This is a genomic window from Microcosmobacter mediterraneus, from assembly GCF_031846265.1.
Classification (GTDB): domain Bacteria; phylum Bacteroidota; class Bacteroidia; order Flavobacteriales; family Flavobacteriaceae; genus Microcosmobacter; species Microcosmobacter mediterraneus.
Genome location: NZ_JAVRIA010000033.1, coordinates 1 through 217 on the forward strand (window position 1 = coordinate 1; position 217 = coordinate 217).

1 protein-coding gene is annotated in these 217 nt (G+C 37.8%); it reads left to right on the forward strand.

The genetic code is table 11. The annotated features are described in order from the left end of the window. On the forward strand, positions 1-217 hold a 217-nt coding region (locus RM697_RS13720; RefSeq protein ID WP_311428462.1), incomplete at both ends, for an HYR-like domain-containing protein.

A 217-nucleotide genomic window follows, 5' to 3' on the forward strand; every position in this document is an offset into this window, starting at 1 on the left:
TGAAGCGTTACCAGCAGATGAAACTGTAGAATGTGATGCAGTACCAACTGAAGCTACATTAACTGCAACAGATAATTGTGGTATAGCAACAGTTACGTTCTTAGAGACTCGAGTTGATGGCTCTTGTACAAATAATTATACCTTAACTCGTACTTGGACTGCATCTGACGATTGTGGAAATGAAACAATTCATACACAAACATTAACTGTTCAGGAT